Origin of the sequence: Streptomyces sp. NK08204 (assembly GCF_020400585.1) — a bacterium.
Taxonomy (GTDB): Bacteria; Actinomycetota; Actinomycetes; order Streptomycetales; family Streptomycetaceae; genus Streptomyces.
In genome coordinates this window covers 23,183-49,456 of record NZ_JAINVF010000016.1, presented here as the reverse complement: position 1 = coordinate 49,456, position 26,274 = coordinate 23,183, and the positions used below count along the sequence as shown (strand labels likewise).

25 protein-coding genes are annotated in these 26,274 nt (G+C 71.8%); 16 read left to right on the top strand and 9 right to left on the bottom strand.

Annotation, left to right across the window (positions count from 1 at the left end; genetic code table 11):
• Window positions 1-6 precede the first annotated feature (6 nt).
• Window positions 7-801 carry an enoyl-CoA hydratase/isomerase family protein gene (locus K7G59_RS22975; protein WP_225837160.1) on the bottom strand — a complete coding sequence of 265 codons (795 nt, stop codon included), beginning with the start codon at window positions 799-801 and terminating at the stop codon, window positions 7-9.
• 202 nt (window positions 802-1,003) lie between these two features.
• Here K7G59_RS22975 and K7G59_RS22970 point away from each other — a divergent pair, with 202 nt between their 5' ends.
• Complete coding sequence (locus tag K7G59_RS22970; RefSeq protein ID WP_225837158.1) at window positions 1,004-1,618, top strand: hypothetical protein; 615 nt, start codon at window positions 1,004-1,006, stop codon at window positions 1,616-1,618.
• Between the two features lie 15 nt (window positions 1,619-1,633).
• Here the strand turns inward: K7G59_RS22970 and K7G59_RS22965 are convergent, their stop codons facing one another.
• Complete coding sequence (locus tag K7G59_RS22965) at window positions 1,634-2,740, bottom strand: adenylate/guanylate cyclase domain-containing protein (protein WP_225837156.1); 1,107 nt, start codon at window positions 2,738-2,740, stop codon at window positions 1,634-1,636.
• Between the two features lie 534 nt (window positions 2,741-3,274).
• Window positions 3,275-4,135, bottom strand: a complete 861-nt coding sequence (locus K7G59_RS22960; protein ID WP_225837154.1) for a biotin--[acetyl-CoA-carboxylase] ligase — start codon at window positions 4,133-4,135, stop codon at window positions 3,275-3,277.
• Window positions 4,136-4,246: 111 nt separating this feature from the next.
• Between K7G59_RS22960 and K7G59_RS22955 the strand changes: the two genes are divergently transcribed.
• From K7G59_RS22955 to K7G59_RS22945, 4 genes are all read left to right on the top strand, one after another.
• A complete protein-coding gene (locus tag K7G59_RS22955; protein WP_225837152.1) occupies window positions 4,247-5,842 on the top strand; it encodes an acyl-CoA carboxylase subunit beta in 1,596 nt (531 codons plus the stop codon).
• A 32-nt stretch (window positions 5,843-5,874) separates the two neighbouring features.
• Window positions 5,875-6,084 carry an acyl-CoA carboxylase epsilon subunit gene (locus K7G59_RS22950; RefSeq protein WP_225837149.1) on the top strand — a complete coding sequence of 70 codons (210 nt, stop codon included), beginning with the start codon at window positions 5,875-5,877 and terminating at the stop codon, window positions 6,082-6,084.
• Window positions 6,085-6,155: 71 nt separating this feature from the next.
• Window positions 6,156-6,290: a morphogenic membrane protein MmpB gene (gene mmpB, locus K7G59_RS34760; RefSeq protein ID WP_263976653.1), complete on the top strand. Its 135-nt coding sequence runs from the start codon at window positions 6,156-6,158 to the stop codon at window positions 6,288-6,290.
• Between the two features lie 265 nt (window positions 6,291-6,555).
• Complete coding sequence (locus K7G59_RS22945; RefSeq protein ID WP_225837148.1) at window positions 6,556-7,173, top strand: nucleoside triphosphate pyrophosphatase; 618 nt, start codon at window positions 6,556-6,558, stop codon at window positions 7,171-7,173.
• Here K7G59_RS22945 and K7G59_RS22940 read toward each other — a convergent pair.
• Window positions 7,145-7,756, bottom strand: a complete 612-nt coding sequence (locus tag K7G59_RS22940; protein ID WP_374114262.1) for a hypothetical protein — start codon at window positions 7,754-7,756, stop codon at window positions 7,145-7,147. The two genes, K7G59_RS22945 and K7G59_RS22940, sit on opposite strands and share 29 nt — an antisense overlap.
• 402 nt (window positions 7,757-8,158) lie before the next feature.
• Here K7G59_RS22940 and K7G59_RS22935 point away from each other — a divergent pair, with 402 nt between their 5' ends.
• Window positions 8,159-9,931, top strand: a complete 1,773-nt coding sequence (locus K7G59_RS22935; protein WP_225837142.1) for a biotin carboxylase N-terminal domain-containing protein — start codon at window positions 8,159-8,161, stop codon at window positions 9,929-9,931.
• A gap of 167 nt (window positions 9,932-10,098) precedes the next feature.
• On the opposite strand, the gene K7G59_RS22930 is transcribed toward K7G59_RS22935, so the two are convergent.
• Both K7G59_RS22930 and K7G59_RS22925 read right to left on the bottom strand, forming a co-directional pair.
• Entirely contained in the window at window positions 10,099-11,037 is a 939-nt protein-coding gene (locus K7G59_RS22930) for a DeoR/GlpR family DNA-binding transcription regulator (RefSeq protein WP_225837139.1), read from the bottom strand.
• Between the two features lie 613 nt (window positions 11,038-11,650).
• Complete coding sequence (locus tag K7G59_RS22925; RefSeq protein ID WP_225837137.1) at window positions 11,651-13,099, bottom strand: NAD(P)H-quinone dehydrogenase; 1,449 nt, start codon at window positions 13,097-13,099, stop codon at window positions 11,651-11,653.
• Window positions 13,100-13,184: 85 nt separating this feature from the next.
• Between K7G59_RS22925 and K7G59_RS22920 the strand changes: the two genes are divergently transcribed.
• The 3 genes from K7G59_RS22920 to K7G59_RS22910 all read left to right on the top strand — a co-directional run bounded on the left by K7G59_RS22920 (window position 13,185) and on the right by K7G59_RS22910 (window position 16,351).
• The gene (locus K7G59_RS22920; protein ID WP_225837136.1) at window positions 13,185-13,622 is read left to right on the top strand and encodes a gamma-glutamylcyclotransferase; all 438 of its coding nucleotides are present in this window, start codon (window positions 13,185-13,187) and stop codon (window positions 13,620-13,622) included.
• A 192-nt stretch (window positions 13,623-13,814) separates the two neighbouring features.
• The gene (locus K7G59_RS22915; RefSeq protein ID WP_225837134.1) at window positions 13,815-14,639 is read left to right on the top strand and encodes a purine-nucleoside phosphorylase; all 825 of its coding nucleotides are present in this window, start codon (window positions 13,815-13,817) and stop codon (window positions 14,637-14,639) included.
• Window positions 14,640-14,704: 65 nt separating this feature from the next.
• A complete protein-coding gene (locus K7G59_RS22910) occupies window positions 14,705-16,351 on the top strand; it encodes a phospho-sugar mutase (protein WP_225837132.1) in 1,647 nt (548 codons plus the stop codon).
• 160 nt (window positions 16,352-16,511) lie between these two features.
• Here K7G59_RS22910 and K7G59_RS22905 read toward each other — a convergent pair whose 3' ends face one another.
• A complete protein-coding gene (locus K7G59_RS22905) occupies window positions 16,512-17,201 on the bottom strand; it encodes a PH domain-containing protein (protein WP_225837130.1) in 690 nt (229 codons plus the stop codon).
• Between the two features lie 112 nt (window positions 17,202-17,313).
• Between K7G59_RS22905 and deoC the strand changes: the two genes are divergently transcribed.
• Genes deoC through K7G59_RS22890 form a run of 3 tightly spaced genes read left to right on the top strand, consistent with a single transcriptional unit; the run spans window position 17,314 to window position 20,613 of the window.
• Window positions 17,314-18,273, top strand: a complete 960-nt coding sequence (gene deoC / locus K7G59_RS22900; RefSeq protein WP_225837340.1) for a deoxyribose-phosphate aldolase — start codon at window positions 17,314-17,316, stop codon at window positions 18,271-18,273.
• Window positions 18,274-18,278: 5 nt separating this feature from the next.
• The gene (locus K7G59_RS22895; protein ID WP_225837128.1) at window positions 18,279-19,715 is read left to right on the top strand and encodes an aldehyde dehydrogenase family protein; all 1,437 of its coding nucleotides are present in this window, start codon (window positions 18,279-18,281) and stop codon (window positions 19,713-19,715) included.
• Window positions 19,708-20,613: an aldehyde dehydrogenase family protein gene (locus K7G59_RS22890; RefSeq protein WP_225837126.1), complete on the top strand. Its 906-nt coding sequence runs from the start codon at window positions 19,708-19,710 to the stop codon at window positions 20,611-20,613. Before K7G59_RS22895 ends, K7G59_RS22890 begins: the two co-directional genes overlap by 8 nt.
• Window positions 20,614-20,703: 90 nt before the next feature.
• Here the strand turns inward: K7G59_RS22890 and K7G59_RS22885 are convergent, their stop codons facing one another.
• A complete protein-coding gene (locus K7G59_RS22885; RefSeq protein ID WP_225837124.1) occupies window positions 20,704-21,039 on the bottom strand; it encodes a hypothetical protein in 336 nt (111 codons plus the stop codon).
• 215 nt (window positions 21,040-21,254) lie between these two features.
• On the opposite strand from K7G59_RS22885, the gene K7G59_RS22880 reads away from it, so the two are divergent.
• Entirely contained in the window at window positions 21,255-21,899 is a 645-nt protein-coding gene (locus K7G59_RS22880; protein ID WP_374114261.1) for a uridine kinase, read from the top strand.
• A gap of 171 nt (window positions 21,900-22,070) precedes the next feature.
• On the opposite strand, the gene K7G59_RS22875 is transcribed toward K7G59_RS22880, so the two are convergent.
• Entirely contained in the window at window positions 22,071-22,808 is a 738-nt protein-coding gene (locus K7G59_RS22875; RefSeq protein ID WP_225837122.1) for a SigE family RNA polymerase sigma factor, read from the bottom strand.
• A gap of 366 nt (window positions 22,809-23,174) precedes the next feature.
• Between K7G59_RS22875 and afsQ1 the strand changes: the two genes are divergently transcribed.
• Genes afsQ1 through K7G59_RS22860 form a run of 3 tightly spaced genes read left to right on the top strand, consistent with a single transcriptional unit; the run spans window position 23,175 to window position 26,115 of the window.
• The gene (afsQ1, locus tag K7G59_RS22870; protein ID WP_106980762.1) at window positions 23,175-23,852 is read left to right on the top strand and encodes a two-component system response regulator AfsQ1; all 678 of its coding nucleotides are present in this window, start codon (window positions 23,175-23,177) and stop codon (window positions 23,850-23,852) included.
• The gene (locus K7G59_RS22865; protein WP_225837120.1) at window positions 23,849-25,468 is read left to right on the top strand and encodes a HAMP domain-containing sensor histidine kinase; all 1,620 of its coding nucleotides are present in this window, start codon (window positions 23,849-23,851) and stop codon (window positions 25,466-25,468) included. The genes afsQ1 and K7G59_RS22865 overlap by 4 nt, the downstream gene beginning before the upstream one ends.
• Window positions 25,468-26,115, top strand: coding sequence for a hypothetical protein (locus K7G59_RS22860; protein ID WP_225837117.1), 648 nt, complete (start codon window positions 25,468-25,470; stop codon window positions 26,113-26,115). Before K7G59_RS22865 ends, K7G59_RS22860 begins: the two co-directional genes overlap by 1 nt.
• Window positions 26,116-26,274: the final 159 nt, after the last annotated feature.

The following is a 26,274-nucleotide window of genomic DNA, read 5'->3' as shown; positions in this document are numbered from 1 at the left end:
GGCGTCTCACTCCCCCGGCCACTGAGGTGCACGCTTCTCGTTGAACGCCGCCACCCCCTCCGCCCGGTCCCCCGAGAACGCCACCGACCGCCACGCCGCGTCCTCGACCTCCAGGCCCGCCCGCAGATCCAGCCCGTGCCCGAGCCGCATCGCCCGCTTGGCCGCGCGCAGCCCCACCGGCGAGTTCCCGGCGATCCGCTCCCCCAGCGCCAGCGCCTCCTCCCGGTCCCGGCCCGCGTCCACCAACTGGTCCACCAGCCCCAGCTCGCGCGCCTCCTCGGCCTCCAGCCGCCGCGCGGAGAAGATCAGCTCGGCGGCGCGCGCCGCGCCGACCCGCCGGGGCAGCAGCTGCGTACCGCCACCGCCCGGAATCACCCCCACGGACACCTCCGGCAGCCCCACCACGGCCGTACGGTCGGCCACGATCAGGTCGCAGGACAGGGCCAGTTCGAAACCGCCGCCCAGCGCGAAGCCGTGCACGGCCGCGATCGTCGGCATCGGCAGCTCCAGCACCCCGGTGTACGCGCCGCGGGCAACCGGCCGCTGCCGCACCAGGTCCGCGTCACTGAAGGAGTTCCGCTCCTTCAGGTCAGCCCCGACGCAGAAGGCCCGCTCGTGCGAGGACGTCAGGACGACCACCCGCGCGTCCCGGTCCGCGGCGAGCGCCGCGCACGCGCCCGCGATGGAACGGGCCATCTCCGTCGAGACCGCGTTCATGGCCTTGGGCCGGTCCAGCACCAGCTCCGCGACGTGTCCGTGCCGCCGCACCAGCACGAACTCCCCGAACCGCTCCTCGCTCATGACACCCTCCGGTTAACGCAGGTTAACTAACTGTCGGCCCGATCATCGCAGCCGTACCCCACCCCGCGGAAGAGCCGCCGCTGTCACTGCCGCTACGCCCGTTCGAGTGACATCCCTGGCCTTCTCACCGCACACCGCCCACGGGACCGCATAGCGTGCGCTGCGCCATGGCGCGCCCGGGGCGCGCGGCGGGGAGGGAACCATGACACCGATACGCACCAAGTCCGCGGCACGGTCCGAGGCGGGCCCGGCAGTCCGGCGCGGGCGGCACCGCAGGCCCTCGCGCCGGAGGCTGCTCATCGCCGCGGGCGGGCTCGCCCTGGCCGCGGGTGTGCTCAGCCTGGTGCGGGTCGCGCCGGATGGCGGGCTCGGCGCTCCCGGCACCGCGGAGGCCGAGTCGCGGCTCGGGCCGGACACCGGGGCCACGGGCCACTCGGCGAACCCCACCGCCGACGTCACCGCCAGCGTCACCGCCGGGCCCTCGGCGCGGCCCTCCACGGCGTCCGTCATGGGCGGCGTGAGCGCCGAACCCACGACCCCGGGCAGCACCGGCGCCGCACCCACCGCCTCGGCCACGCCCGCCGGCAGCGCCGTACCGAGCACGCTCCCGCCCGGGGTCCCGCCCGCCCCGACGACCGCACCGCGGCCGTCGGCGACGACGTCCGCCCCGCGCCCGGCCCCGGCGAGTCCCGCCGCCACCGCGCCGCCGGGCCCTGCCCCGGCGCCGAGCCAGTCCACAACCTCACCCGACCCGGGCGGCGTGTGCCTGCCGCTCATCGGGCTGTGCGTGGATCTGCTGGGAAGCCCGCTGAGGTAGGCAGCGGCAGGCGCGTTACGGCTGCGCCTCACGGCGTGCCAGCAGCCACGGTTCCACCACGCCGAGACCGCGCACCGGGCGCTGCCACATCGGCTGGAGTGCGAAGCGGTACGCCGGCGGCTCCTCGCCCTCCTTCTCTGCGGCTGCCGCCGCCTCGGCCGCCTGTGTCTCCGAGGCGGGCGCCTCACCCGTGCGGATCAGTTCCTCGGCGAACGCGCTGTCGACGAGGACGGCGTCGCGCGGGGCTATGGACGTCAGCCGGGAGGCCAGGTTCACCGTCGTACCGAACACATCACCCATCCGGGTGGTCACCGTGCCGAAGGCCATGCCGACGCGCAGTTCCGGCATCGTCTCGTCGTTCGCCAGCGTCTCGACCAGCCGCAGCGCGATGTCCGCGGCCGTACCGGCGTCGTCCGCGGCGTACAGCACCTCGTCGCCCAGGGTCTTGATGAGCCGGCCGCCGCGCGCGGCGACCAGGTCGGCGGCGGTGGTCTCGAAGGCCTCGACCAGCTCGCCGAGTTCCTCCTCCTCCATCCGCCGGGTCAACCGGGTGAACCCGACGAGGTCGGCGAAGCCGACGGCCAGCCGCCGGTCCACCATCTCCTCGTCGTCCGCGGCCTGGACGACCCGGCCGGTCGCGGCGGCGAGCTGACGCCGCCAGACGTAGACGAGGAACTCCTCCAGCTCGGGCAGGAGCAGCTCGACCAGGGGGTACGTGACCTCGGTGCGGGTCATGCCGGGCTCGGGCGGCTCGGTCAGGCCCTCCAGGAAGGAATCGATCTGCCATTCGGCCAACCGAGCGGTGGTCTGGCCCGTGGACCGGGCCACCTGCACCGCCATGGCCTCGCTCAGCAGACCCGCCTCCACCAGACCGGCGAGCCGGCGCAGGGCCAGTACGTCGGCCTCGGTGAGGGCCTTGGCCTGGCCGATGTCCGCGAAGCCCATGGCCCGCCAGAACCGCGATGCCAGTTCCATGGAGACGCCTGCGCTGCGCGCGGCCTGGAAAGGGGTGTAGCGCCGCTCGGCGCCCAGGATGAGCTGTTCGAGACGCAGGGCCAGCGGGTCCTCGCCGGTGTCGGCGGCGTCCGCGCCCGCACCGGAGCCCGTGTCGTCGACGGTCACGCCTGCTGCCCTTCCGATCTGCCGCGGTCATATCGACCGGCCTCAACTCTACGGCAGGTGTGGGTTAGCTCACTCCCGGGAGCGAGCGTCGCGCCGGCTGCGCACACACCGGTCATGAAGTGCCCGCACACCGGTCACACAGTGCGCCGCACCGGACGCAAGCTGCGCATACGCCGGTCGCCCGCTCCGCCCGCACCGGACGCGAGGGACACCCCCGTGCCGGACGCAGGGGTGCTCACCGGAACACCAGGGCCACACGCAGACACAGGCGCAACGGGCCGTCCGCGCCGGCCGCCACGTATCTTCACCGCGCGTGGCGACGGTCCCCCGCGGTCGTCGCACGCCCCGTCCCACCGCCCCGTCCCACGCCCCGTCTCACGCCCCGTCTCACGGCGGAAGCAGGAGGCCGGCCAGCCGCGAGCCCCGCATCCCACGGCAGACCGCAAGGCCCGCCACCCCACGGCAGACGCCAGGAGCGCCCACCCCCGACGCCGGACGCTGGACGCCGGACTCACCCCCGGACGCCCGCCCCGCTCACGCCGGGCGCAGGTGGACGATGTCGCCCGCGCCCACCGGCTCGCGTACGCCGTCCCCCGTGCTGATGACCAGGCGGCCGTCGCCGTCGACGGCCACCGCCTCACCGACGATCGTCCGGTCCCCGGGCAGCTCGGCCCGCACGGCGCGTCCGAGCGTGGCGCAGCCCGCCGCGTACGTCTCCTGGAGGCCGCTCGAGGCCGGGTCGCCGCCCGCCTCGCGCCAGCGGCCGTACCAGGTCTCCAGTTCGCGCAGGATCGCCCTGAGCAGCGTGTCCCGGTCCGTGCTCGCCGCGCCGGCCAGCGACAGAGAGCCCGCCTGCGGGACGGGCAGCTCCTGCGCGCGCAGGGTGACGTTGATGCCGACGCCGACGACCACGCTGTCCTCCCCGGCCCGCTCGGCGAGGATGCCCCCGGCCTTGCGCTCCTCACCGCCGACGGTGACGAGGAGGTCGTTGGGCCACTTGAGTGCCGTGTCGACCCCGGCCGCCCGGGACAGGCCCGTCGCCACCGCTACGCCGGTGAGCAGCGGCAGCCAGCCCCAGCGGTCCACCGGTACCCCGGTGGGCTTCAACAGGACGGAGAAGAACAGGCCCGAGCGGGCCGGTGCGGTCCACTGGCGCTCCAGCCGCCCCCGCCCGGCGGTCTGCTCCTCGGCGACCAGGACCGTGCCCGCGCCCGCCTCACCGGCCTCGGCGCGGGCCACCAGGTCCGAATTGGTGGAGCCGGTGCTCGGGACCACGTCGAGCTGAGACCAGATGCTGCCCTCCCGCACCAAGGCACGGCGCAGTGCCGCGGCGTTCAGCGGGGGGCGGTCGAGGTCGGACCAACGGCTGTCGTCTGCTGCATTGTGCGGCGTCATGCAAGTCACCCTAGGTGTGTTAAACGCCGCACTGCCGACCGGCAGGCGCACCACTACTCTACGGCTGAGTAACCGTTCCCCCATTTGAGCAGGCAGGGAGCCGCGATCTTGATGTCCGAGCCGGAAGAGATCGACATTCACACGACCGCGGGCAAACTCGCGGATCTGCAGCGCCGTAACCACGAGGCGACGCACGCCGGCTCGGAACGCGCCGTCGAAAAGCAGCACGCCAAGGGCAAGCTGACGGCGCGTGAGCGCATCGAGCTGCTGCTCGACGAGGGGTCGTTCGTCGAGCTGGACGCGTTCGCCCAGCACCGCTCCACCCACTTCGGGCTGGAGAAGAACCGCCCGTACGGCGACGGTGTCGTCACCGGGTACGGGATGGTCGACGGCCGCCCGGTGGCCGTGTTCTCGCAGGACTTCACCGTCTTCGGCGGGGCCCTCGGCGAGGTCTACGGCCAGAAGATCGTCAAGGTCATGGACTTCGCGCTGAAGACCGGATGCCCCGTCATCGGGATCAACGACTCCGGCGGCGCGCGCATCCAGGAAGGCGTCGCATCCCTTGGGGCCTACGGCGAGATCTTCCGCCGCAACACGCACGCCTCCGGTGTGATCCCGCAGATCAGCCTGGTCGTCGGCCCCTGCGCGGGCGGTGCGGTCTACTCCCCGGCCATCACCGACTTCACGGTCATGGTCGACCAGACCTCGCACATGTTCATCACCGGGCCCGACGTCATCAAGACCGTCACCGGTGAGGACGTCGGCTTCGAGGAGCTGGGCGGCGCCCGCACCCACAACGCCGTGTCCGGTGTCGCCCACCACATGGCGGGCGACGAGAAGGACGCCATCGAGTACATCAAGCAGCTGCTGTCGTACCTGCCGTCCAACAACCTCTCCGAACCGCCGGTCTTCCCGGAGGAGGCGGACCTCTCCCCCAGCGACGAGGACCGCGAGCTGGACACGCTGGTTCCGGACAGCGCGAACCAGCCGTACGACATGCACACGGTGATCGAGCACATCCTCGACGACGGCGAGTTCTTCGAGACGCAGGCGCTGTTCGCACCGAACATCGTCACCGGCTTCGGGCGGGTCGAGGGTCACCCGGTCGGCATCGTCGCCAACCAGCCCATGCAGTTCGCCGGCTGCCTGGACATCGACGCGTCCGAGAAGGCCGCCCGGTTCGTGCGCACCTGCGACGCCTTCAACATCCCCGTGCTCACCTTCGTCGACGTGCCCGGCTTCCTGCCCGGCGTCGGCCAGGAGCACACCGGCATCATCCGCCGCGGCGCCAAGCTGATCTACGCCTACGCCGAGGCGACGGTCCCGCTGATCACGGTCATCACCCGCAAGGCCTTCGGCGGCGCCTACGACGTCATGGGCTCCAAGCACCTGGGCGCCGACATCAACCTCGCCTGGCCCACCGCCCAGATCGCCGTCATGGGCGCCCAGGGCGCCGTCAACATCCTGCACCGGCGGACCATCGCCGAGGCGGAGGCGAACGGCGAGGACGTGGAGGCCGTGCGCGCCCGCCTCATCCAGGAGTACGAGGACACCCTCCTCAACCCGTACGTCGCGGCCGAGCGCGGCTACATCGACGCGGTGATCCTGCCGTCGGAGACCCGTTCCCACATCGTCCGCGGCCTGCGTCAGCTGCGCACCAAGCGGGAATCCCTGCCTCCGAAGAAGCACGGCAACATCCCGCTCTAGCCCTGGCCCCGGCCGATCGAGAGGAAGCCGTCATGACGATCAAGGTCGTACGAGGCAATCCCACCCCGGAGGAGCTGGCCGCCGCCCTGGCGGTGGTCCGCGCCCGCGCCGCGGCGGCAGCGGTGACGCCGCCCGGCGCGGCGGGGCCGCGTGACGCGTGGTCCGACCCGTCCCGCATCGCCGCCGCGCACCTGCCCACGCCGGGCCCGGCCTCCTGGTCGCGGACGTACTGGCCCAGCTGACGGACCGGCACTGCGACAACCTGAGTACGCGTACTCAGGCACCCGGCCCTCCCTCCGGCCACGCTGGGGGGATGCTGTGGTCAGACCCCGAGGACGAGCCGCCCGAGGAACTGCGCGACGCGCAGGAGATGCTGGGGCGGCTCGGCCTTCTCATGGCCATGGCCATGATCCTGGCCATGCTCGTGATCGGTCTCGGTGAGCGGTGATCGGTGAGCGGTGAGCGTTCACGGCGATGGGTCCACGGCGATCGGTCCACGACGATCGGTCCACGACGATCGGTCCACGGTGGGCGGCCCCCGGTCGGCAGCCCAAGACCGGCAGCCCGGGGTGCGCAGCTGCCGGAGACGGGCGGTCTAGTGGTGAGCGGCCGACCCGCGGTCGGCGACCCAAGAGGGGCGGCCACCGGTCGGCAACCCGAGGTGGGCGGCTCGAGGTGAGCGCCCGGCGGCGCCCCGCCGCTACCCTGACCGCATGACTGACCACCCGCGCCGCCGTCTCGTCCTCGCCTCCGCGTCCCCCGCCCGGCTGGGCCTGCTCAGGCAGGCCGGACTCACGCCCGAGGTGATCGTGAGCGGGGTCGACGAGGACGCCGTCACCGCACCCACCCCGGCGGAGCTGGCGCTCGCCCTGGCCGAGGCGAAGGCCTCCGTCGTGGCGGCGAAACCCGAGGTGCAGGGCGCCCTGGTGATCGGCTGCGACTCCGTGCTGGAGCTGGACGGCCAGGCGCTCGGCAAGCCCGCCGACGCGGAGGAGGCCACCGCCCGCTGGAAGGCGATGCGCGGGCGGGCGGGCACCCTCCAGACGGGGCACTGCATCTGGGACACGGCCGCCAAGCGGTACGTCGCCGGGGTCGCCTCCACCGTCGTCCACTTCGGTGAGCCCTCCGACGAGGAGATCGCCGCGTACGTCGCCTCCGGCGAGCCCCTCTACGTCGCCGGGGCCTTCACGCTGGACGGCCGTTCCGCGCCGTTCATCGAGGGCATCGACGGCGACCACGGCAACGTGATCGGCATCAGCCTGCCCCTCGTTCGGCGGCTGCTGGCCGAACTGGGGGTCCGGATCACGGAGTTGTGGGCACCGGCTGAGTGACCTGGGCGGGAGCGGCCCCCGCGGGGGCGGCCCCGGTGGACGCGGTCTGGGCGGGGCCGGAGTCCTGCGGCTCGTCGTCCCCGTCCTGGGGTTCCTCCGTACGGCCCTCCGGCGCGCCGGCCCCGCCCGTGGCCCCGGCCGGCGCCACCGGCTCGGTCCCGGCCTGCGGGGTGCCGCCCGCGTCCGGGGCACCGCCGTCGGCGGCCTGTTCCGGGCCGGCCGCGCGGTCGTACGTCATCAGGAGCAGCACGATCAGCCCGAGCACGACCACCATGAACGAGAACGCCGTCCAGCCGACCAGGCCCCAGACGAACGCGCCGAGCAGGCCGTGCACCACCGCCATGCTGATCAGCAGGATGCGCCCGAAGCCGGCGGGCGCGCGGTCGCGGATCGCGACCAGCACGGCCACCAGGGCGCACAGCGCGAAGTAGAGCCCGAAGACGACCCCGCCGATCTTCGAGGACATCGACATCACGTCCGGGTCGAGGCCCGCCAGCGACATCTGCTGCCGGTCCACGACCACTCCGAGGAACCAGTTCAGCGCGGCGACGCCGAGGGCCTCCGCCAGGAGGACGACTGCCACGACCCACGCCACCGGTCTGCGTACCACCGGCCCCCACCCACCTTCGCCCTCAGCCCGAGCAGAGCTGCTGTTACCTGAAGTACGTTCGCCTCATCGTGAACGCTACTAACGGGTAAACCCGGGGACAAGGGTCCGTACCGCGGCAAAGAATCATTGGGCCATTCGTAGGGACTCGACAAAGAAACCGAGTGGGGCGCGGCACGCTCTCACAGAGACCTTGGCCACATGAGCGGGCTAGGGTTTCCCGGAGGAGTCCTGCGCACTGCGGTGCGACAAGGGCTTTCGCGGGTCGAGCGAGCCTCGAATCACACTGCGTGTGGGCAAGCTCACCATTGGGGATGGGTCGATGCGCCGTGTCGGCTGTCCCTAAACTCGCCTTGTTTCAAGGAGGGAGCCTCAATCGTGCGCAAGGTGCTCATCGCCAACCGTGGCGAAATCGCTGTCCGCGTTGCCCGGGCCTGCCGGGATGCCGGGATCGCGAGCGTGGCCGTCTACGCCGACCCGGACCGGGACGCTCTGCACGTCCGGGCCGCGGATGAGGCGTTCGCCCTGGGCGGTGACACTCCCGCCACCAGCTACCTGGACATCGGGAAAGTCCTGAACGCCGCCCGTGAGTCGGGCGCGGACGCCATCCACCCCGGCTACGGCTTCCTCTCGGAGAACGCCGACTTCGCGCAGGCGGTGCTGGACGCGGGACTGATCTGGATCGGTCCGCCGCCGCAGGCCATCCGCGACCTGGGTGACAAGGTCGCCGCCCGGCACATCGCCCAGCGCGCCGGCGCGCCCCTGGTGGCCGGCACGCCCGACCCCGTCTCGGGAGCCGACGAGGTCGTCGCGTTCGCCGAAGAGCACGGCCTGCCGATCGCCATCAAGGCCGCCTTCGGTGGCGGTGGCCGCGGCCTGAAGGTCGCCCGGACCCTGGAAGAGGTTCCGGAGCTGTACGAGTCCGCGGTGCGCGAGGCGGTCGCCGCCTTCGGCCGTGGCGAGTGCTTCGTCGAGCGCTACCTGGACCGTCCGCGTCACGTGGAGACGCAGTGCCTGGCCGACAAGCACGGCAACGTGGTCGTGGTCTCCACCCGTGACTGCTCTCTCCAGCGCCGCCACCAGAAGCTGGTCGAGGAGGCCCCGGCGCCGTTCCTCTCCGAGGAGCAGGTCGCCGAGCTGTACCGCGCTTCCAAGGCCATCCTGAAGGAGGCCGGCTACGAGGGCGCCGGTACCTGTGAGTTCCTGGTCGGCCAGGACGGCACGATCTCCTTCCTGGAGGTCAACACGCGTCTGCAGGTGGAGCACCCGGTGACCGAGGAGGTCGCCGGCATCGACCTGGTCCGTGAGATGTTCCGCATCGCCGACGGCGAGGAGCTGGGGTACGACGACCCGGCGCTGCGCGGTCACTCCTTCGAGTTCCGCATCAACGGCGAGGACCCGGGCCGCAACTTCCTCCCGGCGCCCGGCACGGTGACGAGGTTCGATCCGCCGGCCGGTCCCGGTGTCCGCCTGGACGCGGGCGTGGAGTCCGGCTCGGTCATCGGCCCCGCCTGGGACTCGCTGCTGGCCAAGCTGATCGTCACCGGCCGCACCCGCAAGGAGGCCCTGGAGCGGGCCGCCCGTGCCCTGGACGAGTTCCAGGTCGAGGGCATGGCCACGGCGATCCCCTTCCACCGTGTGGTGGTCAGGGACCCGGCGTTCGCTCCTGAGCTGACCGGTTCCGAGGAGCCCTTCGCGGTCCACACCCGGTGGATCGAGACGGAGTTCGTCAACGAGATCAAGCCGTTCACCGCTCCCTCCGACATCGAGGCGGAGGAGGAGCTGGGCCGCGAGACGGTCGTCGTCGAGGTCGGCGGCAAGCGCCTCGAGGTCTCCCTCCCGTCGTCCCTGGGCATGAGCCTGGCCCGCACGGGTCTCGCGGCGGGCGCCAAGCCCAAGCGCCGCGCGGCGAAGAAGTCCGGCCCGGTGGCGTCCGGTGACGCCCTCGCCTCCCCGATGCAGGGCACGATCGTGAAGATCGCGGTCGAGGAGGGCCAGGAGGTCAAGGAGGGCGAGCTGATCGTCGTCCTGGAGGCCATGAAGATGGAGCAGCCGCTGAACGCTCACAAGGCGGGCACCATCAAGGGCCTGACCGCCGAGGTGGGCGCCTCGGTCACGTCCGGCGCGGTGATCTGCGAGATCAAGGACTGACGTCGTCTTCTACGACACGACACGCCCGGTGGACCGCTTCGGTCTGCCGGGCGCTTCGTCTTCCGGCGCAGGCACGCCACAGCACCCTCGCGGGGCGCGGGAACTGGCGGGCAGCCACACCACGCGCACCCGGCAACGACCCGAAGCCCTACGGCGACCAGACAGCCTCAGCGCCGACGAAGATCGGCGACGCGGCCCCGCTCGGCCCCGCCCGACGGCTCCCCCAGCATCCCCCGCAGCCCGCCGCCGGGTACCTGCCCCCGCCTGGGCCCCGGCAGCGCGGACGCACGGCGCGCCGTGGTCCCCTGCTCGCCCGGAGGGGTCCCCGCCCCGGCCACGGCGATCTGCACCCCCTGATCGGCGAGGGCCTGCAGTTCGGTGGCGGCACGGTCGTCGTGGGCCGGTGGTTCGTCGGTCACGAGCCGCGTGATGACGTCCGTCGGCACCGTCTGGAACATGGTGTCCGTGCCGAGCTTGGTGTGGTCGGCGAGGACCACGACCTCGGCGGCGGCCTGCACCAGGGCGCGGTCGACGGACGCCGAGAGCATGTTGGACGTGGACAGCCCGCGCTCGGCGGTGAGCCCGCTCCCGGACAGGAACGCCTTGGAGACCCGCAGGCCCTGCAGGGACTGCTCCGCACCGGAGCCGACCAGGGCGTAGTTGGAGCCGCGCAGGGTGCCGCCGGTCATGACGACCTCCACCCGGTTGGCGTGGGCCAGCGCCTGGGCCACCAGCAGTGAGTTGGTGACCACGGTCAGTCCGGGCACCCGTGCGAGCCGGCGGGCCAGCTCCTGCGTGGTGGTGCCCGCCCCGACCACGATGGCCTCGCCTTCTTCGACGAGGCCCGCGGCGAGGTCGGCGATGGCCGTCTTCTCGGCGGTCGCGAGATGTGACTTCTGCGGAAAGCCGGACTCCCGCGTGAATCCGCCCGGCAGTACCGCACCGCCGTGCCGGCGGTCGAGGAGTCCTTCTGCCTCCAGTGCCCGCACGTCCCGCCGTACGGTCACTTCGGAGGTCTGGACGACGCGGGCGAGCTCACGGAGCGACACGGCTCCGTTCGCTCGCACCATTTCGAGGATCAATTGGCGACGTTCAGCAGCGAACACGAAACTGACAGTAACCCCGACGACCGTCTGCTTTCAGCAGTTTGCGCCGAATAACAGAAGTTGTTCGCATGGCGGCGCGGGAGATGGTATACGACCGCCCCGCCCCTGCCCGTCCCGGCCGCACCAGGCCTCGCCGGTCGCCTCGCGGTGCGCGTTCGGGCCTCGATTCAACGCTTTCTCAAGCTCGTTGGATCCGATTGTGCGTCAAGTCGTCCCGGTTATAGGCTGCTTGGCCACAGCAACACCACTGGATCGACTGCCCCATTCGCGTGGAGGCGTCCCGCCACGGATGACCGATGTCCGCCTGGTCGAACTCCTCCTCCGGCACGCGCAGCGGGGCAACTCTGCGAGACGCCAGCCCTGTTGAGCCTGTCGCAGGCACATGGCTGCGATGAGCGAAGAGTGGGGCATCCGGCAGCTCATGGCCACCGTACGAGCCTCGCGCGAGGGCAGCTCCTTCCCCCGGCTGGATCCCGAGGGCAACGTCCTGCGGCCAGGACGGCTGGACGCCTGTGAACATCGACAAGTACGTCCGAGAGAAGGACCGAGCCGCGCACCGCGCCGGGACGCCCTGCCTGGTGTCCCGGCGCGCACCTGAGAGGGCGTGCGGCCTTTATCCCTCGCCGGTCGCCTTGCGGGTGTGGAGCTGCCGCGCCACCTCCGCGATCGACCCCGACAGCGAGGGGTACACGGTGAACGCGTTCGCGATCTGTTCGACCGTCAGATTGTTGTCGACGGCGATCGAGATGGGGTGGATGAGCTCCGAGGCACGCGGCGCCACCACGACACCGCCCACGACGATGCCGGTGCCCGGCCGGCAGAAGATCTTGACGAAGCCGTCCCGGATGCCCTGCATCTTGGCGCGCGGGTTGCGCAGCAGCGGAAGCTTGACGACGCGCGCGTCGATCTTGCCCGCGTCCACGTCCGACTGCGTGTAGCCGACGGTGGCGATCTCGGGGTCCGTGAAGACGTTGGACGAGACCGTCTTCAGGTCCAGCGGGGCCACCGTCTCGCCGAGGAAGTGGTACATGGCGATACGTCCCTGCATCGCGGCCACCGAGGCGAGCGCGAAGACGCCGGTGACGTCACCGGCGGCGTACACGCCCGGCGCGGTCGTGCGCGAGACCCGGTCGGTCCAGATGTGACCCGAGTCGCGCAGCCTGACGCCGGCCCCCTCCAGGCCGAGCCCCGCGCTGTTCGGGACGGCGCCGACCGCCATGAGGCAGTGCGTGCCGCTGATGACGCGCCCGTCGGCCAGCGTCACCTCGACCCGGTCGCCGACGCGCTTGGCGGACTGCGCACGGGAGCGGGCCATGACGTTCATGCCACGGCGCCGGAACACGTCCTCCAGCACGGCCGCGGCGTCCGGGTCCTCGCCCGGCAGCACGCGGTCGCGGGACGACACGAGCGTGACCTTGGACCCCAGCGCCTGGTAGGCACCGGCGAACTCGGCACCGGTCACACCGGAGCCGACCACGATCAGCTCTTCCGGCAGCTCGGTGAGGTCGTAGACCTGGGTCCAGTTGAGGATGCGCTCGCCGTCGGGCTGGGCGTCGGGCAGCTCGCGCGGGTGACCGCCGGTGGCGATGAGCACGGCGTCGGCGGTGAGGGTCTCCTCGGTGCCGTCGGCGGCGGTGACGACGACCTTCCGGGAGCCGTCGAGGGCCTGCATGCCCTCCAGCCGGCCGCGACCGCGCATGACCCGGGCGCCGGCGCGCGTCACGGACGCGGTGATGTCGTGGGACTGGGCGAGCGCCAGCCGCTTCACACGGCGGTTGACCTTGCCCAGGTCCACGCCGACCACCCGGGCGGCCTGCTCCAGCGGCGGGGTGTCGTCGGCGACGATGATGCCCAGCTCCTCGTAGGAGGAGTCGAAGGTGGTCATCACCTCGGCCGTGGCGATCAGGGTCTTCGACGGCACGCAGTCGGTCAGCACCGACGCTCCGCCCAGACCGTCGCAGTCGACGACGGTCACCTCCGCACCTAGCTGGGCGGCTACCAGGGCCGCCTCGTATCCGCCAGGTCCGCCACCGATGATCACGATCCGAGTCACGTACCCCATTGTCCCGCACCCCTCAAGGTGCTACTGCCCGGGGGCGCTGGTGGAACGGGTGGGGCGGGAGTTTCCGCTGCCGTACCCTCTCCCCATGTCGCTCTATGCCGCGTACGCCGGCAACCTCGACGCACGGCTGATGTCCCGCCGGGCCCCGCACTCCCCGCTGCGCGCCACGGGCTGGCTGAACGGCTGGCGGCTGACGTTCGGCGGCGAGCAGCTGGGCTGGGAGGGCGCGCTGGCGACGATCGTCGAGGAGCCCTCGGCCCAGGTGTTCGTCGGCCTGTACGACATCGCACCCATGGACGAGGAGTCGCTCGACCGGTGGGAGGGCGTGGCCCTCGGCGTCTACCGCCGGGTCCGGGTCCGCGCCCACACCCTGGACGGCGAGGAGGCGGCGTGGGCGTACGTCCTCAACGGCTACGAGGGCGGCCTGCCCTCGGCCCGCTACCTCGGTGAGATCGCGGACGCGGCCGAGTCCGCGGGGGCACCGCACGACTATGTGATGGAACTGCGCAAGCGCCCCTGCTGACGGCCCGCGGCCCGCTGACGATCTGCTGACAACGTGCTGACGGGCCTGCTCACGGCCGGTGGACGAACCCGTTCACGAACTGCCTGCGCCCCTGCTCACGGATCTCTTTGTCGGTAACGACGAGACGACGATCGCAATCCCGTCGGCTCTGTCATCTACGCGCGTAGGCGAAGAGCGGTTACTCTCGTCCACGTGAACGCATCTCTTCTTCCGGACGACATCCAGGGCGACCCGTACGCCGCCGCCGACGCCGCCGCCGCGCGCCTGCGCGCACTCACCGGCGCCGAGACCCACGACGTCGCCCTCGTGATGGGCTCCGGCTGGGCTCCGGCCGTCGACGCCCTCGGCGCCCCCGAGGCCGAGTTCCAGGTCACCGAGCTGCCCGGCTTCCCGCCGCCGGCCGTCGAGGGCCACGGCGGCAAGATCCGCTCCTACGCCTTCGGTGACAAGCGCGCGCTGGTCTTCCTGGGCCGCACGCACTACTACGAGGGCCGCGGTGTGGCCGCCGTCGCGCACGGCGTCCGTACGGCCGTGGCCGCGGGCTGCAAGACCGTGGTCCTCACCAACGGCTGCGGCGGCCTGCGCGAGGGCATGCGCCCGGGTCAGCCGGTCCTGATCAGCGACCACATCAACCTGACGGCGACCTCCCCGATCGTCGGCGCCAACTTCGTCGACCTGACGGACCTCTACTCCCCGCGGCTGCGCACCCTGTGCAAGGAGATCGACCCCTCCCTGGAGGAGGGCGTCTACGCGCAGTTCCCCGGCCCGCACTACGAGACCCCGGCCGAGATCCGCATGGCCCGCGTCATCGGCGCGGACCTGGTCGGCATGTCCACGGTCCTGGAAGCGATCGCCGCGCGCGAGGCGGGCGCCGAGGTCCTCGGTATCTCCCTCGTCACCAACCTCGCGGCGGGCATGACGGGCGAGCCGCTCAACCACGAGGAGGTCCTCCAGGCGGGCCGTGACTCGGCGGCGCGCATGGGACAGCTGCTGGCGCAGGTGCTCGGCAGGCTGTGAGCGAGCTTTCCGGTCCACCTGACCGGTGGGCAGGTGGGCACGACCAAAGAGAGGTTGACCACGACGTGCACGACGATCTCATCGCCAGGGCCAAGGCATGGCTCGCCGAGGACCCCGACGCGGAGACCCGTGAGGAACTGGCCGGGCTGATCGACGCCGGTGACGTGAAGGAACTGTCGGCCCGTTTCAGGGGCACCCTCCAGTTCGGCACCGCCGGCCTGCGGGGCGAACTCGGTGCCGGCCCCATGCGCATGAACCGCAGCGTCGTCATCCGCGCCGCCGCGGGTCTCGCCGCGTACCTGAAGAAGAACGCGCCCCGCGACGGGGACGGGGGAGCCGGCCTCGTCGTCATCGGCTACGACGCCCGTCACAAGTCCGCCGACTTCGCCCGGGACACCGCCGCCGTGATGACCGGCGCCGGCCTGCGTGCCGCCGTACTCCCCCGTCCGCTGCCCACGCCGGTCCTGGCGTTCGCGATAAGGCACCTGGGCGCGGTCGCGGGCGTGGAGGTCACCGCCAGCCACAACCCGCCCCGGGACAACGGCTACAAGGTCTACCTCGGTGACGGCTCCCAGATCGTCCCGCCCGCCGACGCGGAGATCGCCGCCGAGATCGACGCGATCGCCTCGCTGCACGACGTGCCCCGCCCGGACGCCGGCTGGGAGATCCTGGACGACACCGTCCTGGAGGCCTATCTGGCCCGTACGGACGCCGTCCTGGCCGCCGGCTCCCCGCGCACGGCCCGCACCGTCTACACGGCGATGCACGGCGTCGGCAAGGACGTGCTCCTCGCCGCCTTCGCCCGCGCCGGCTTCCCCGAGCCGGTACCGGTCGCCGAGCAGGCCGACCCGGACCCGGACTTCCCGACGGTCGCCTTCCCCAACCCCGAGGAGCCGGGCGCGATGGACCTGGCGTTCGCGCAGGCCCGCGTGACCGGCCCGGACCTGGTGATCGCCAACGACCCCGACGCCGACCGCTGTGCCGTCGCCGTCAGGGACGGGGACGGCTGGCGGATGCTGCGCGGCGACGAGGTCGGCGTGCTGCTCGCCGCCCACCTGGTCCGGCGCGGGGCGAGGGGCACCTTCGCCGAGTCGATCGTCTCCTCCTCCCTGCTCGGCCGGATCGCCGAGAAGGCGGGCGTGCCGTACGAGGAGACCCTGACCGGCTTCAAGTGGATCGCCCGTGTGGAGCGCCTGCGCTACGGCTACGAGGAGGCCCTCGGCTATTGCGTGGACCCGGAGGGCGTCCGTGACAAGGACGGCATCACCGCCGCGCTCCTGATCACCGAGCTGGCGTCCGTGCTGAAGGAGGAGGGCCGCACCCTCCTCGACCTCCTCGACGACCTGGCCGTGGAGCACGGACTGCACGCCACCGACCAGCTGTCGGTCCGCGTCCAGGACCTCTCCCTGATCGCCGACGCGATGCGGAGGCTGCGCGAGCAGCCGCCGACCGAGCTGGCGGGGCTGGCCGTCACCCGCGCCGAGGACCTCACCCAGGGCACCGACAGGCTGCCGCCCACGGACGGCCTGCGCTACACCCTGGACGGGGCCCGCGTCATCGTCCGGCCCAGCGGCACCGAGCCCAAGCTGAAGTGCTACCTGGAGGTCGTCGTGCCGGTCGCCGCGCACGCCGATCTGCCGTCCGCCCGCGCCCGCGCGGCCGAGCTGCTGGCGGCCGTCAAGCGCGACCTGTCCGCCGCGGCGGGCATCTGAGGCTCCGCCTCGGAGGGTGTGCTCGGAAGGCTCGTGGAGCTGCGTAGCAGCGGTCCCGCAGGGATTGCCGACGCAGCGGTCCCGTCGCAGACAGAGATGCCGTTGGGGGTGCTCCCTGGTTCCGGGGGCACCCCCAACGGCATTCCGGTGGGTGCTGCCCTCACCCCACCATGAGCAGGATCGCCAGCAGCACCGCGCCGGCCACGGCGGGCGCGATCACCTCGTAGGCCCAGCGGACCGTGACCTCTCCCTGCGCGGACCCCGCCTGGGCGCGGCGTTCCTGCAGGTCCCGCAAGTCGGCCATGATCTGGTCGCTCGTGGCCCGCGTGCGGCCCGCCGGGACCGTGCCGGAACCCAGGGCGCCGAGGCCCGGACCGCCGAAACCCATACGCCGGGCGGGGCCGCCACGGGCCGCCTCCGCCGCCGCGCGGGCCGCGCGGTCGGCCGCCTTCTTTCGGCCCCGCAGGGAGACTGGGATGGACCACAGCTGGTACTTGGCGCCGGACTTGGCGACGACCTCGTTGGAGTAGCCCGAGCGCAGGGAGGAGACCTCGCCCCAGGGCAGCGTGATGATGCGGAAGGGGTTGCGGATCCGCAGCCGCTCCTCGTTCGCGAAGACCGCCGGACGCAGTGTGAAGGCGGTGGTCAGCGGCACGAGCAGGATCATCCCGGCGAGCGCCAGCCACGGCGTCCGCCCATGCCCCCTGAACAGTGCGTCGAAGCCCAGCCAGCCCACGAGTGCGAGCAGCAGCACGCCGCCCACAAGGGCCATGGGCGAGCGGTAGATCCGGTCCTGGGAGGCAGGCGCGGGCGACTGTGGCTCGGGTGACTGGTGGTCCGGGGTCGTCATGGGGCCGATTGTGCCCGACGCCCGGGCAGACGCTCATACGCGGTGCCCGACGACAGAGGAAGAACCCGGGGTGTACAGCCGCTACGCGCGTAGATATGCTCGTGTGGTGACCATGCCCCGTACTGCACCCATCGCACACCGGCTCTCAGACGTCACCGCGTCCGACAGCACGCTGCGCCGCTTCCTCCACGGGCTGCCCGGCGTCGACGCGGTCGGCCTGGAGGCGCGCGCCGCGTCTCTCGGCACCCGTTCCATCAAGACCACCGCGAAGGCGTACGCCATCGACCTCGCCATCTCGATGGTCGACCTGACGACGCTGGAAGGCGCGGACACCCCGGGCAAGGTCCGGGCACTCGGCGCCAAGGCAGTCCGCCCCGACCCGACGGACCGCACGGCCCCGGCCACGGCGGCCGTCTGCGTCTACCCCGACATGGTGGCCGTCGCCAAGGAGGCCGTCGCCGGCTCGGGCGTCAAGGTCGCCTCGGTGGCCACCGCCTTCCCGGCCGGCCGTGCCGCGCTCGACGTGAAGCTGGCCGACGTCCGGGACGCCGTCGCGGCGGGCGCCGACGAGATCGACATGGTCATCGACCGTGGCGCGTTCCTCGCGGGCAAGTACCTGAAGGTCCACGACGAGATCGTCGCCGTGAAGGAAGCCTGCGGGACCGGCGCCCGGCTGAAGGTCATCTTCGAGACCGGCGAGCTGTCGACGTACGACAACATCCGCCGGGCGAGCTGGCTGGGCATGCTGGCGGGCGCGGACTTCATCAAGACGTCCACCGGCAAGGTCGCGGTCAACGCCACCCCCGCCAACACCCTGCTGATGCTGGAGGCGGTGCGCGACTTCCGTGCGCAGACCGGCGTCCAGGTCGGCGTGAAGCCGGCCGGCGGCATCCGCACCTCCAAGGACGCCATCAAGTTCCTGGTCCTGGTCAACGAGACCGTGGGCGAGGACTGGCTGGACAACCACTGGTTCCGCTTCGGCGCCTCCTCGCTGCTGAACGATCTGCTGATGCAGCGTCAGAAGCTGGCCACCGGCCGCTACTCCGGCCCCGACTACGTAACGGTGGACTGATCACCATGGCATCCGCATTCGAGTACGCACCGGCGCCCGAGTCCCGCTCGGTCGTCGACATCGCCCCCTCCTACGGCCTGTTCATCGACGGAGAGTTCACCGAGGCGGCCGACGGCAAGGTCTTCAAGACGGTCTCCCCGTCGACCGAGGAGGTCCTCTCCGAGGTCGCCCAGGCCGGCGCCGAGGACGTCGACCGCGCGGTGAAGGCCGCCCGGAAGGCGTTCGGGAAGTGGTCGGCGCTGCCCGGCTCCGAGCGCGCCAAGTACCTGTTCCGGATCGCCCGGATCATCCAGGAGCGCAGCCGTGAGCTGGCGGTCCTGGAGACGCTGGACAACGGCAAGCCGATCAAGGAGACCCGCGACGCGGACCTCCCGCTGGTCGCCGCGCACTTCTTCTACTACGCGGGCTGGGCGGACAAGCTCGACCACGCCGGTTTCGGGCGGACCCCGCGGCCCCTCGGCGTCGCCGGCCAGGTCATCCCCTGGAACTTCCCCCTCCTGATGCTGGCGTGGAAGATCGCCCCGGCCCTGGCGACCGGCAACACGGTCGTCCTGAAGCCGGCGGAGACCACTCCCCTGTCCGCCCTGTTCTTCGCCGACATCTGCCGCCAGGCGGGCCTGCCCAAGGGTGTCGTCAACATCCTTCCCGGCTACGGCGACGCGGGGGCGGCACTCGTCGCGCACCCGGACGTCGACAAGGTCGCCTTCACCGGCTCCACGGACGTGGGCAAGGAGATCGCCCGCACGGTCGCGGGCACGAAGAAGAAGCTCACCCTGGAACTGGGCGGCAAGGGCGCCAACATCGTCTTCGACGACGCCCCGATCGACCAGGCCGTCGAGGGCATCGTCAACGGTGTCTTCTTCAACCAGGGCCATGTGTGCTGCGCCGGCTCGCGCCTCCTCGTCCAGGAGTCGATCCAGGACGAGCTGCTGGAGTCCCTCAAGCGCAGGATCGGCACGCTCCGCGTCGGCGACCCGCTCGACAAGAACACCGACCTCGGCGCGATCAACTCCGCCGAGCAGCTGGCGCGGATCACCGCGCTGGCCGAGCAGGGCGAGGCCGAGGGCGCCGAGCGCTGGTCGCCGGCCTGCGAACTGCCGTCCTCCGGCTACTGGTTCGCCCCGACGCTGTTCACGAACGTCACCCAGGCCCACACCGTCGCCCGCGACGAGATCTTCGGCCCGGTGCTGTCGGTCCTCACCTTCCGCACGCCCGACGAGGCGGTCGCCAAGGCCAACAACACCCCGTACGGCCTGTCGGCGGGCATCTGGACGGAGAAGGGCTCCCGCATCCTGGCGGTGGCGAGCAAGCTCCGCGCGGGCGTGATCTGGTCCAACACGTACAACAAGTTCGACCCGACCTCGCCGTTCGGCGGTTACAAGGAGTCGGGCTTCGGCCGCGAGGGCGGTCGTCACGGCCTGGAGGCGTACCTCGATGTCTGACAAGACCGAAAAGACTGAGCGACTCGCCGTCTTCAAGACCTACAAGCTGTACGTCGGCGGGAAGTTCCCGCGTTCCGAGAGCGGCCGGGTGTACGAGGTGACCGACTCAAAGGGCAACTGGCTGGCCAACGCACCGCTGTCCTCCCGCAAGGACGCCCGTGACGCGGTCGTGGCGGCGCGCAAGGCGTTCGGCGGCTGGTCGGGGGCGACGGCGTACAACCGCGGCCAGGTCCTGTACCGCGTCGCGGAGATGCTGGAGGGCCGCAGGGAGCAGTTCGTCCGCGAGGTGGCCGACGCCGAGGGCCTGTCGAAGCCGAAGGCCGCCGCGGTCGTGGACGCGACCGTCGACCGCTGGGTCTGGTACGCGGGCTGGACCGACAAGATCGCCCAGGTGATCGGCGGCGCCAACCCGGTCGCGGGCCCGTACTTCAACCTCTCCTCCCCCGAGCCGACCGGCGTGGTCGCCGTCCTGGCCCCGCAGGAGTCGTCGTTCCTGGGCCTGGTCTCGGTGCTCGCCCCGGTGATCGCCACGGGCAACACGGCGGTCGTGGTCGCGAGCGAGAAGGCCCCGCTCCCGGCCCTCTCCCTGGGGGAGGTGCTGGCCACCTCCGACGTGCCGGGCGGTGTCGTCAACGTCCTGTCCGGCCGCACGGCGGAAATGGCTGCCCCGCTGGCCGCGCACCAGGACGTCAACGCGATCGACCTCGCGGGCGCCGACGAGGTGCTGGCGAAGGAGCTGGAGATCGCGGCGGCGGACAACCTGAAGCGCGTGCTGCGTCCACAGCCTGTGGACGACTGGTGGGCGACGCCGGGCACCGACCGCATGACGGCGTTCCTGGAGACCAAGACAGTCTGGCACCCCACCGGGTCGCTGGGCGCGTCGGGTTCGTCGTACTGAGCCGTCACGGCTGTACCGGACCCGCACGCGAACGAGCGGTGCCGCCCCTGACGTCCGGGGGCGGCGCGGCTCTTGGCGTGCGTGCGGCCCTCAGCCCGGCGAGGCGCCCTGTCCGGTGCCGGGCAGCCGCGTCGCCGGCCTTGCCACCGGCACCGCCCTGAGCGACCGCGCCTGCGCCACCGGGCCCGTCTGCGTCCGGGAGTTCACCGGCTTGGAGTCGGCGAGCTGCGTGCTCACGCCGTCGTCCAGCAGGTCTGCCCCCGTGCCCGCGAGCGGGTTGGGCTTGAGGTCGGCGACCGGACCGGTGACATGGCCGACCGCGCCGGTGAGGGCCGCCAGGCCCGTCCGCGGGCCGGCCTTGCCGAGCGCGGTGTGCCGTGACGGCACGTCCACGAGCGGCGCGGCGGCGTCCGCACGGGCCGTCACCGCACCCGCGCACAGGGCCGCTCCGGCGGTCGCGAGGGCGATCAGAGAGCGCTGCGCGGTGTGGTGCCGGGGAGGCGTATCGGGCCATCACTGGCGCCGCCTTCGAATGCGCAACGCGATGACACCGATGCGCAGAGTAGTTGAGGTGCGCGTCACGCTCAAAAGCCGACCCGCGGGGTCGGCAGGCGGTCCCCCATACGTCAAACTGGTGTTCCGTGAGCATTCATCCCCCCTCCCCCGCCCGCGTCGTGCTGCTGTGCGGCCCCTCGGGCTCGGGCAAGTCCCTCGTCGCCGCCCGTTCCGGGCTCCCCGTGCTGCGCCTGGACGACTTCTACAAGGAGGGCGACGACCCGACTCTGCCCCTGGTGGAGGGGAGTTCGGACATCGACTGGGACCACCCGGCGTCGTGGGACGCGGATGTCGCCGTCGAGGCCATCGTCAGGCTGTGCGCGAGCGGGTCGACGCCGGTGCCGGTGTACGACATCGCGCTGAGCGCCCGTACCGGCGAGGAGACCCTGCACATCGGCCGTACCCGGCTGTTCATCGCGGAGGGCATCTTCGCCGCGGAGATCGTGGCGCGGTGCCGGGAACTGGGCGTGCTCGCCGACGCGCTGTGCCTGTCCCGGGGGGCGGTCACCACCTTCCGGCGGCGCTTCATGCGGGACCTGAAGGAGGGCCGCAAGTCGGTGCCGTTCCTGCTGCGCCGCGGCTGGCGGCTGATGCGCGCGGAGCGGTCGATCGTGTCCCGGCAGGTTTCCCTGGGCGCTCATCCCTGCGACCGGGACGAGGCACTTGGCCGGCTGGCCGCTGCCGCGGTGGGGCGTCATGCGCCTGCGAAGAGCGGCGCGACCATGCACTGAAGAAGAGGAACCGGTTCGGGCGGAAAAGCACGAAACGGGACTGGACGGACCCCCCGGCCCCCCAGTCCCGCTTCTGTTGCTCCCCCCGTGTCTCCCCCGTGTCCCCCGTATCTCCCCCGTGTCCCCCGTGTTCTCCCCCGTAGGGCCACCCCCCCAGCGGCCCCCTGACCTTCAGGCGACCAGTTCGCCGAAGGCGTCCTCCTCGTCACGGCCGAAGCTGAGGACCTCGTCCTCACGCAGCCGGCGCAGCGACCGCCAGATGCTGGACTTCACCGTGCCGACACTGATGCCGAGTATCTCTGCGATCTCCGGGTCCGTGCGGCCCTCGTAGTAGCGCAGGACCAGCATGGTGCGCTGGAGTTCGGGCAGCCGGGCCAGCGCCTGCCACAGGACGGCGCGCAGTTCGGTGCCGCGCATCGCGTCCGTCTCGCCGGGCGTCTCCGGCAGTTCCTCGGTCGGGTACTCGTTGAGCTTGCGGCGCCGCCATGCGCTGATGTGCAGGTTCGTCATGGTGCGGCGCAGGTATCCGCCGACCGCGGCCTTGTCACTGATCCGGTCCCACGCCTTGTACGTCGAGAACAGCGCGCTCTGCAGCAGGTCCTCGGCCTCGAAGCGGTCGCCGGTCAGGTGGTAGGCGGTGGCGTACAGGGAGGCGCGGCGCTCCTGGACGTAGGCGGTGAACTCCGCCTCCGTCAGCGAGCGACGCTCCCCCGATTCCTCCCTGTACGCGGCTCCCCCGTGCTTCTCCCCCGTGAAGCCGTCAACCACCGTCATGATCGCGGTGTGCTGACGCCCGGTGCCGCGAGCGCACCCCCGCCCGCTCACGACACCGGACTTCTCGGAAACCCGGTGCACGTCGTGCAGACGCGTGACAACTGCGCTGGTGCTCATGCTGTGCAGCGTGTTCATCTCGCGCTCCCCGTCGTGGACGTCCGGAATTTCGGCTTGCCAGGCCGGACCCGCTCGCTCGGTTTCGCTGCCCCGCCTGTGCCCAAAAGACTGCCGGGGTGACTTCATGGCCATGTCCGTCGACTGTCACAGACGTGTCACAGGGGTCGGGTACGAGGAGGTCACAGGCGCGGTCGCGAAGGGGCAACGGAGATGCGCGGCGACGCGGTCGCGGCTGCGACGCGGACACCGCCGGCGACGCGGTCACACATGTGGCACGGACACCGCCACCGATGCGGTCACAGAAAACGTACAGCCGGTTCCGGTAGCGAAGGCCTGGTGTCACCAGGTCGTACGACAGCCCCTCCATGGGCCAGAATGAGCCTCGTGCCTTCCCTGTTGCTGATCGAGGACGACGACGCCATCCGTACGGCCCTGGAGCTCTCCCTGACGCGCCAGGGACACCGGGTGGCCACCGCTGCCAGCGGTGAGGACGGACTGAAGCTGCTGCGCGAACAGCGGCCGGATCTGATCGTGCTGGACGTGATGCTGCCCGGCATCGACGGGTTCGAGGTGTGCCGGCGCATCCGGCGCACCGACCAGCTGCCGATCATTCTGCTGACCGCGCGCAGCGATGACATCGACGTGGTGGTCGGACTGGAGTCCGGTGCCGACGACTATGTCGTCAAGCCGGTGCAGGGACGGGTGCTGGACGCCCGGATCCGGGCCGTGCTGCGACGCGGGGAACGCGAGTCCAGTGACTCGGCGACCTTCGGGAACCTGGTCATCGACCGGTCCGCGATGACCGTGACGAAGAACGGCGAGGACCTGCAGCTGACGCCGACCGAACTGCGGCTGCTGCTGGAGCTGAGCCGCCGGCCCGGCCAGGCGCTGTCGCGGCAGCAACTGCTGCGGCTGGTGTGGGAGCACGACTACCTGGGCGACTCACGCCTGGTGGACGCGTGTGTGCAACGGCTGCGCGCCAAGGTGGAGGACGTACCGTCGTCCCCGACCCTGATCCGTACCGTCCGTGGTGTCGGCTACCGCCTGGACGCGCCTCAGTGACCGACGGGCAAGGAGGGCTGCGCGGCTGGGCCGCGGGGCGTAAGGGGAGTCTGGCGCGGCTGCGTCTGACCAGCCTGCGACTGCGGCTGGTGGTGGTCTTCGGGCTGGTCGCCCTCACGGCCGCGGTGTCGGCCTCGGGCATCGCCTACTGGCTGAACCGGGAGGCCGTGCTCACCCGCGCGCAGGACGCGGTGCTGCGCGACTTCCAGCAGGAGATGCAGAACCGGGCCGGTGCCCTACCCGTCCACCCCACCCAGGACGAACTCCAGCGCACGGCGGGCCAGATGGCCGCCGGCAGCCAGCACTTCAGTGTGCTGCTCGTCGGACAGGAGGCGGACGGCAGGACGGTGTACGGCAACTCGGGCGGCATCAACGGCTTCGCGCTGGAGGACGTACCCGCGTCCCTGCGCACGGCGGTGGACCGGCGGCAGAAGGTGACCGACGACGACAACTCGCCGTACCACCTGTACTGGCAGCGGGTCGACAACCACGGCACGCCCTATCTCGTCGCCGGTACGCGGCTGATCGGCGGCGGTCCGACGGGCTACATGGCGAAGTCGCTGGAGCCGGAGGCCAAGGACCTCAATTCCCTCGCCTGGTCGCTGGGGATCGCCACCGGACTCGCGCTGATCGGCGCCGCGCTGCTCGCGCAGGCCGCCGCCACGACCGTCCTCAAGCCGGTGCACCGGCTGGGCGTGGCCGCCCGGCGGCTCGGCGAGGGCAGGCTGGACACCCGGCTGCGGGTGTCCGGGACCGACGAACTCGCGGACCTGTCACGGACGTTCAACAACGCTGCCGAGGCGCTGGAGCAGCGGGTCGCGGAGATGGCCGCGCGGGACGAGGCGTCCCGGCGGTTCGTCGCCGACATGAGCCATGAGCTGCGTACGCCGCTGACCGCCATCACCGCGGTCACGGAGGTGCTGGAGGAGGAGCTGGACTCGGAGGCCGGCGGCATCGACCCGATGATCGAGCCCGCCGTACGGCTGGTGGTCAGCGAGACCCGCCGCCTGAACGACCTGGTCGAGAACCTGATGGAAGTCACCCGCTTCGACGCGGGCACCGCCCGGCTGGTCCTGGACGACGTCGACGTCGCCGACCAGATCACCGCGTGCATCGACGCCCGCGCCTGGCTGGACGCGGTGGAGCTGGACGCCGAGCGGGGCATCCACGCCGTCCTCGACCCGCGCCGCCTGGACGTCATACTCGCCAACCTGATCGGCAACGCGCTCAAGCACGGCGGCTCGCCGGTGCGGGTGTCGGTGTGCATCGAGGGCGACGACGTGGTCATCGCGGTACGCGACCACGGGCCCGGCATCCCCGAGGACGTCCTGCCGCACGTCTTCGACCGCTTCTACAAGGCGAGCGCCTCCCGGCCGCGCTCCGAGGGCAGCGGCCTGGGCCTGTCCATCGCCCTGGAGAACGCCCACATCCACGGCGGCGAGATCACGGCGGCCAATTCCCCCGAGGGGGGCGCGGTGTTCACCCTGCGACTGCCGCGGGACACTTCGCAGGTGGCCGAGGACGACGGGGAGCAGGACAAGGACGGCAAGGGCAGCCAGGAAGGTCAGGCCGTCACGGACGGCAAGGGACAGCAAGGAAAGGGAAAGGAGGGGTGATGACCACTGCACACACGGCCGGAGGGACGGTCGGACGCACCGCTGGACGCGTACGACGGCTGCTGGCCCTGCCCCTCCTGGGCGTACTGCTCGCCGGCTGCGGGATCAGGGCCACTCAGGTGCCGACCGACTTCGGCGGGGCGCCCTCACGGGTCCCGTGTTCGCTGGCGGGCCCCGACCTGTCGACGCAGTCCTCGCACGGGGTGCCGGTGCAGGTGTTCCTGCTGTGCGCCTCGTCCCTGGTGACGGTCGACCGGACCGTGCAGGTCCCGGACGGCACCCCGGACGCCCGGCGCCGGGTGATCGTGGCACAGGGCCTGCTGGACCAGCTGGCGGCGTCCCCGTCGGCCGCGGAGAAGGCCGCGGGATACAGCACGTACGTGCCGGGCGGTATGAGCGTGACCGGCCCGGGCCCAACGGACCCCGAGGACACGCTGCGGCTGAGCACCGCCCCCGGCCGGCTCGCCTCCTACGCCCTCGCCCAGCTGGTGTGCACCCTGTCCGACTCGGCGGCTGCCGAAGGTGACGGCTCGGTGATCCTGGGCGGCCCGGACGCCGGTCCGCTGCGGCGCTACGAGTGCACGGACGACGTCCGCAGCCGCCCCGGCAACACCCCGCCGCCGTCGAGCGGGGTCACGAAGAGCTAGCGGATCACGCGGGCCGCGGGGGCGCGCACGAGGCCGGCAGCGGCGGCCGTCACAGCCGTGGTGGCTGGGGTCGCGGCCGTCGTCGTGGCTGTGGCGGATGCCTTCGGGTGCTCTTGCGTGACCGGCGGGGAACCGTTTGTGTGCAGGGAGGCGTCTAGG